This window comes from Citrobacter sp. S55_ASV_140, from assembly GCF_018919505.1.
In the GTDB taxonomy this organism is placed as follows: Bacteria; Pseudomonadota; Gammaproteobacteria; order Enterobacterales; family Enterobacteriaceae; genus Citrobacter; species Citrobacter werkmanii.
In genome coordinates, this window is the sequence record NZ_JAHLQZ010000016.1 from 37,659 (window position 1) to 44,467 (window position 6,809).

5 protein-coding genes and 1 tRNA gene are annotated in these 6,809 nt (G+C 52.2%); 3 read left to right on the forward strand and 3 right to left on the reverse strand.

Annotation, left to right across the window (positions count from 1 at the left end):
- The first annotated feature begins 103 nt into the window (after window positions 1-103).
- A complete protein-coding gene (locus KQJ18_RS04825; RefSeq protein WP_199964004.1) occupies window positions 104-1,360 on the forward strand; it encodes a nucleoside permease in 1,257 nt (418 codons plus the stop codon).
- A gap of 56 nt (window positions 1,361-1,416) precedes the next feature.
- Here the strand turns inward: KQJ18_RS04825 and KQJ18_RS04830 are convergent, their stop codons facing one another.
- Window positions 1,417-3,552 (reverse strand): ornithine decarboxylase, encoded by a 2,136-nt coding sequence (locus KQJ18_RS04830; RefSeq protein WP_137347442.1) that lies wholly within the window; start codon window positions 3,550-3,552, stop codon window positions 1,417-1,419.
- Window positions 3,553-4,019: 467 nt separating this feature from the next.
- Here KQJ18_RS04830 and KQJ18_RS04835 point away from each other — a divergent pair, with 467 nt between their 5' ends.
- Both KQJ18_RS04835 and KQJ18_RS04840 read left to right on the forward strand, forming a co-directional pair.
- Entirely contained in the window at window positions 4,020-4,727 is a 708-nt protein-coding gene (locus tag KQJ18_RS04835) for a DUF554 domain-containing protein (RefSeq protein ID WP_038633642.1), read from the forward strand.
- Window positions 4,728-4,832: 105 nt separating this feature from the next.
- A tRNA-Phe gene (locus KQJ18_RS04840) sits at window positions 4,833-4,908 on the forward strand.
- Window positions 4,909-5,123: 215 nt separating this feature from the next.
- Here KQJ18_RS04840 and KQJ18_RS04845 read toward each other — a convergent pair.
- On the reverse strand, window positions 5,124-6,464 hold the full coding sequence (locus KQJ18_RS04845; protein ID WP_216421555.1) for a VasL domain-containing protein: 1,341 nt from the start codon (window positions 6,462-6,464) through the stop codon (window positions 5,124-5,126).
- A gap of 1 nt (window position 6,465) precedes the next feature.
- On the reverse strand, window positions 6,466-6,809 hold a 344-nt coding region (gene tssE, locus KQJ18_RS04850), incomplete at its 5' end, for a type VI secretion system baseplate subunit TssE (RefSeq protein WP_216421556.1).

Consider the following 6,809-nt stretch of genomic DNA (forward strand, 5'->3'; position numbering starts at 1 on the left):
GTAACAAAAAAAGAGTGCTGCTCGTTGATAGAATCACATCATATAGCCACGGCAAATGTGCCTTTTAAAACATTCATCCGCATTACGGTGTGAGGAAATTAACATGAATCTTAAGCTGCAGCTGAAAGTTCTCTCGTTTCTGCAGTTCTGCTTATGGGGTAGTTGGCTGACTACTCTCGGCTCCTATATGTTTGTCACCCTTAAATTCGATGGTGCATCCATTGGCGCGGTGTATAGCTCGCTGGGGATCGCCGCCGTGTTTATGCCGACGCTGTTAGGGATCGTGGCCGACAAATGGGTCAGTGCGAAATGGGTATACACCATTTGTCACCTGGTCGGTGCCGCAACGCTGTTCGCCGCAGCCGAAGTCACCACGCCAGGCGCCATGTTCTTTGTGATTTTGCTTAACTCACTGGCCTATATGCCAACGCTGGGGCTCATCAACACCATCTCCTACTATCGTCTGCAATCAGCCGGGATGGATATCGTTACCGATTTCCCACCAATTCGTATCTGGGGCACCATCGGCTTTATCATGGCGATGTGGGGCGTAAGCTTCTCCGGCTTTGAACTGAGTCATATGCAGCTGTATATCGGTGCGACGTTGTCTGTGGTACTGGCGCTGTTCACTCTGACGCTGCCGCATATTCCGGTCGACAATCAGCAGAAAAACCAGAGCTGGTCGTCTATGCTGGGTCTGGATGCCTTTGCGCTGTTTAAAAACAAGCGCATGGCGATTTTCTTCATCTTCTCAATGATGCTGGGCGCGGAGCTGCAGATTACCAATATGTTTGGTAATACCTTCCTGCACAGCTTCGACAACAACCCGCTGTTCTCTGGTAGCTTTATCGTTGAACACGCATCGGTGATGATGTCGATTTCACAGATTTCTGAGACCCTGTTTATCCTGACCATCCCGTTCTTCTTAAGCCGTTACGGTATTAAGAACGTGATGCTGATCAGTATCGTCGCGTGGATGCTGCGCTTCGGCCTGTTTGCCTACGGCGATCCGACGCCGTTCGGTACCGTACTGCTGGTTCTGTCGATGATTGTTTACGGCTGCGCCTTCGACTTCTTCAACATCTCTGGCTCCGTGTTCGTGGAGAAAGAAGTTCGCCCTGAAATTCGTGCCAGTGCACAGGGTATGTTCCTGATGATGACCAACGGCTTCGGTTGTATTCTGGGTGGTCTGGTGAGCGGCAAAGTGGTTGAACACTACACGCTGAACGGTATTACCGACTGGCAGACCGTGTGGCTAATCTTCGCAGGTTACTCGCTGGTTCTGGCATTTGCCTTCGTTGCGCTGTTTAAATACAAACACGTGCGCGTTCCGGCAGGCACGCAGACCATCGCACACTAATCTTTATAATGAAAGAAGGTCACCATCAGGTGACCTTCTTTTTGGCCAGATGGCGCTTATTTCACAACATATCCATACAGACGCTTAATGCCGTCTGCATCCGTCTCACTGTAAACGCCTTGCAGCTCCGGCGAGAAGCCAGGCAGCAGGTTTACCCCCTCTTCCAGCGCCAGGAAGTATTGTTGCACCGCCCCGCCCCAGACTTCGCCAGGCACCACGCACAGCACGCCCGGAGGATAAGGCAGCGCACCTTCCGCCGCAATGCGGCCAGCAGCATCACAAATACGCACCAGTTCAACATCACCACGAATAAAAGCGCTGTTGGCATCCTGCGGATTCATCGCCACGGCAGGCAGACTCTCCTGACGGAACATCGCTTTTTGCAGATCTTTCACATCAAAGCTGACGTACAGTGAGTGCATCTCCTGACACAGTTCACGCAGCGTGTAATCCCGGTAGCGCACCGGATACTTGTTGAAGATGGTGGGCAGCACTTCAGCCAGCGGCGTGTCATTCTCAATGTGCTGTTCAAACTGCGCCAGCATCGCCACCAGTTGCGCCATTTTCTCTGCGCTTTCAGCCGGGGTCAGCAGGAACAGAATCGAGTTGAGGTCGCATTTCTCCGGCACAATGCCGTTTTCACGCAGGTAATGCGCCAGAATCGTCGCCGGAATACCAAACTCAGTATATTGCCCGGTTTGCGCATCAATGCCCGGGGTAGTTAACAACAGCTTGCAGGGATCGACAAAATACTGGTCGCGCGCGTAACCGGAAAAACCATGCCACTTCGCGCCAGGCTCAAAGCTAAAGAAGCGACGCTCGCTGGCAATCACCGCCGTCGGATAGGTTTCCCACGGTTTGCCATCAACCACCGGGGGAATAAACGGCTGAATCATCTTACAGCGAGCAATTATCGCTTTACGGGCCTCGATTCCCAGCGCCACGCACTCCGCCCATAGCCGACGACCGCTCTCGCCTTCATGAATTTTGGCGTTAACGTCCAACGCCGCAAACAGCGGATAAAACGGACTGGTGGAAGCATGCAGCATAAACGCGTTGTTCAGCCGCTTATGCGGGCAGAACCGCGCCTGGCCGCGAATGTGGTTATCCTTTTTGTGGATCTGCGAGGTTTGCGAAAACCCAGCCTGTTGTTTGTGTACTGACTGCGTCACAAAGATCCCCGGATCGTTAGCATTAAGCTCCAACAGCAACGGTGAGCTATCGGCCATCATCGGGATAAATTGCTCGTAGCCGACCCATGCGGAATCAAACAGGATGTAATCACACAGGCTACCGATCTTGTCGATCACCTGCCGGGCGTTGTAGATCGTGCCGTCATAAGTGCCGAGTTGAATGATCGCCAGACGGAACGGACGCGGCTGGTCAGCCTTTTGTGGCGCAACTTCACGGATCTGCTGACGCAGGTACTGCTCATCAAAGCAGTGCTCATCAATGCCGCCGATAAAGCCAAACGGATTACGCGCCGCTTCCAGATAAACCGGCGTTGCACCCGCCTGGATCAGCGCGCCGTGGTGGTTCGACTTATGGTTGTTACGGTCAAAAAGCACCAGATCCCCACGCGTCAGCAGCGCATTGGTTACCACTTTATTGGCCGCAGAGGTTCCGTTCAGCACAAAGTAGGTTTTATCCGCGTGGAAAACTTTCGCGGCAAATTTCTGCGCATGTTTCGCTGACCCTTCATGAATCAGCAGATCGCCAAGCTTAACGTCAGCGTTGCACATGTCCGCACGAAACAGATTCTCACCAAAGAATTCGTAGAAATGCCGCCCCGCAGGATGCTTCTTAAAAAACTCACCGTGTTGGTGTCCCGGGCAGGCAAACGTGCTGTTCCCCATTTCGACATACTGGGTCAGCGTGTCGTAGAACGGCGGCAGTAGATCGTCTTCATACTGACAGGCAGCAGTCTCCAGCTCCAGCCACTCCTGAGCCTGACCGCGAATGACCGCATTGACTCCCGCTGGCACCTCCACATCGGATTCCGCGAACAGAAACACGGGTAAATGAAAACCTGTGCGTTTAAGCAAAGCAAGGATCCCGCTGCGGCTGTCCGCAACGGTAATGACGACTGCCGCAACGTCAGTAAAATCAGTGCTGTCCAACGAGACCACCTGACGATGGCTGGACAGACGAGAGACCAGTTCACTACTGGCGGCAATTTTCATTGATTTCATAAGCGCAATAACCCGTTTCGGGAAAATCAAAAGTCCCGGCAAAGCCGCACTGCTTTGCCCACGAAATGACAGGTCAAACTGGTTACCAGCCCCGACCGCCAGACATCAGTAAAAGCAGATAGCCTCTGATCTTACTGTTATCCTGCAGTGAGCGTGCGCTTACCTCACCGCATGGTGGAAGCGTGAAGATATGTTGCAGGAAGGGGCAAGCGTCGCGCAAAAAGGCGATAGGGAAGGCGATGTAGGGGGAATAATTTCATCCCAGGCAGCCCCATTCAGACAGGAGAAAATTCGCGCAATCATGGCACCTTTCACTGACAGGCGCAAGATAAAATCCGGAGCTAAAACCTCACAGATAAACAAACATTTTGTCTGAAATTAGCGGCATAATAATGCAATCTGAAACATAATTTCACCCAGTCAATTGCCTTCAGGATCAAGACGATAATGGGTATGCAGGAGCAAACGTGGTAATCGGACCCTTTATTAATGGCGGCGCCATTTTATTTGGCGGCGTTTTCGGCGCACTACTTAGCCAGCATTTACCGGAGCGCATTCGGGTCTCGATGACCTCCATATTCGGCCTGTGCTCTTTGGGAATTGGTATCTTGCTGGTTATCAAATGCGCCAACTTGCCGGTAATGGTTCTGGCAACGCTGGTTGGCGCGTTAATTGGCGAATTCTGTCATCTGGAGAAAGGGATTAACGCCGCCGTAGCCAAAGCACAGCAGCTTTTCACCCGTTCGGACGCCAACGCAACGCATGAATCATTTATCCAAAGTTACGTGGCCATCATCGTGCTGTTTTGCGCCAGCGGAACCGGGATCTTCGGGGCGATACATGAAGGCATGACCGGCGATCCAAATATATTAATCGCGAAATCGTTTCTTGATTTCTTCACGGCCATCATTTTTGCCTGTTCGCTGGGGATCGCGGTCTCTGCCATTTGTGTGCCGATGCTGGCAATCCAGTTGACGCTGGCCGCCTGCGCGGCGCTGATTTTACCCCTGACCACGCCTGCGATGATGGCTGATTTCAGCGCTGTAGGCGGACTATTGCTGCTGGCAACCGGTTTACGTATTTGCGGCATCAAAATGTTTGCCGTTGTAAATATGCTTCCGGCCCTGCTGCTGGCAATGCCGCTTTCCGCCGCGTGGACGGCATTTTTTGCCTGAGAATGCGTGCAATAGCAGCAATGTGGTGATAGATTGTGCAGTCTGCATTGATTTGAAGAAATTTCGTTGACGAAGCGAAGCGAATCGGGTTTAATGCGCCTCGTTGCCCGGATAGCTCAGTCGGTAGAGCAGGGGATTGAAAATCCCCGTGTCCTTGGTTCGATTCCGAGTCCGGGCACCACTATTTAAAGAACCCGCCCAAAAGGCGGGTTTTTGCTTTTGGAGAAGCGGACTCTCCATCGAACTCCGTTCGATTATTCGCCGCCAGCGGCTCACCCCTTCGGGGCCAGCGCGACAAGCACGCTGTTCAACGCCTACGGCGTTAGTCCGAGTCCGGGCACCACTATTTAAAGAACCCGCCCAAAAGGCGGGTTTTTGCTTTTTGGGGAATAGAATCTAATCCCTTCCCGTAGCGCTTTCTTTCAATAGCATATAGCGATTAAGAAGCTGATTAATCCGCATATCGAGCTGCTGATACAAAGCGGGTGATACACTCCCCTGCTTTTTTAATTCGTCATCTATTTGACGCAATAACTCTTCTGTCGGCGGCGTTTGGTCAAGCTGGCGGCGGATAGTGAAAATGGCTGATTTCAGCTCCGACCCCGTCAGATATTTACCTTTGCGTTCATCAAGCATATTTAGCCGGGCGGTTAACGCGTCCAGACCCTGCTGGGCATCATGCCAGTTTTGCAGAGCGCTTTCCGGCAATGCTTCCGTGGTTAACGCTTTCTGTAACCCACTAACGAATGTCGTTGTCTGCGATTCCTCCGGCCACAGGGTGACTAACTGCTGCGCTAATGATGCGGCATATTCTCTCGACCACAAAGGTGACAGGTCATGTAAAACGTCCAATTGCCCTTGCGTTGCGGCAATTATTTCCTGCTTCTGTTCCTTCAAATCTGAAGATTGCCTCAACGTGGACAATTGCTCTGGCGTCAGCATCTGCGGCAATGGCTTCACCAGTTCATATCCGTCGGCGCGCATATGAGTGATACCAAGAAAAGCGCCTGTATTTACGACCGCAGTCACCATGACACCGATCGCAAACCCCAACCACATCCGTCGGGTTCCATGTGCGGTTTGAGTAGCAAAAACCGTTGCGCTCGATTGCTCTGATGGCACAGGTTCATTAACCACAAAGACCAACTGTGGCACTGACGTCTCAACGTTAATGGTCGCACCTGAAGCCGGTATCATCACAGCGCCCGCTCCCGAATCCGCTTCAGCCTTCTCCAGACGCAAAGCAGCATTGTGCATCCAGGTAACCACTGCCTCCAGTTTACTCAGCGCTTTCAACTCAAGTCGCTGCAGCACTTCGCAGGCATGTTTTAAACTCTGTTCAACCCGATACACCATTGATAAATCAGCATATGACAGCGTCAGCATACGCAATTCTTGCTGTAAACGGGCAGACAGCCATGCCAGAATATCAACGCGGGCATGCGTCTGCTGCGGCCATATAGCACTCCAGTGATGCGTCAATAAGGCTTCCATAAGTTCCGCGCCTTCGGCAAGCCCTACCAGGCCCGCATTACGTATTCTGCCGACGGTATACCAGGCCAGGGTTTGCAGTTCGACGCCGTTATGACGAAACAATGTCAGGCTTAACTGTTCAACCTTGTGCCAGTCAACATCCGGGCGCGCGGGGTGAGTCAGTTTGCTGATTTCATCGCGTAACTGCCCGAACTCCGTAAAAGCACGCGGGTCGCCACCGGTGATGATGCGATTCTTTTCCATGTCAGTACACTCTCGTCTCAAGCCAGCCCTGCTTCTTAAGATGACGAATAAGCACCCGTCCCTCAGGGGTAAAGTCAGTGCCATAGCGAACAATGCCCAGGTCCTGCAGTTCAGCATCGATTGCATAACGCAAATGCCCCGGCGCTTCCTGCTCCTGCATCGTTACCTGAATACCTTTTAGTCGCGGTTCATATTTCAATAAAACCTGAGAAAGTATGCTGATAAGCTGATGCGCCGTTCCTGGCATCCCCTGGAGGATTTTGGTCATATCCGGCAGACCGTAGTCGGGCAAATGTTTGAGGCTACCGGCACGAGTATTCAAAATCCGCTGCATATTATCGAGGA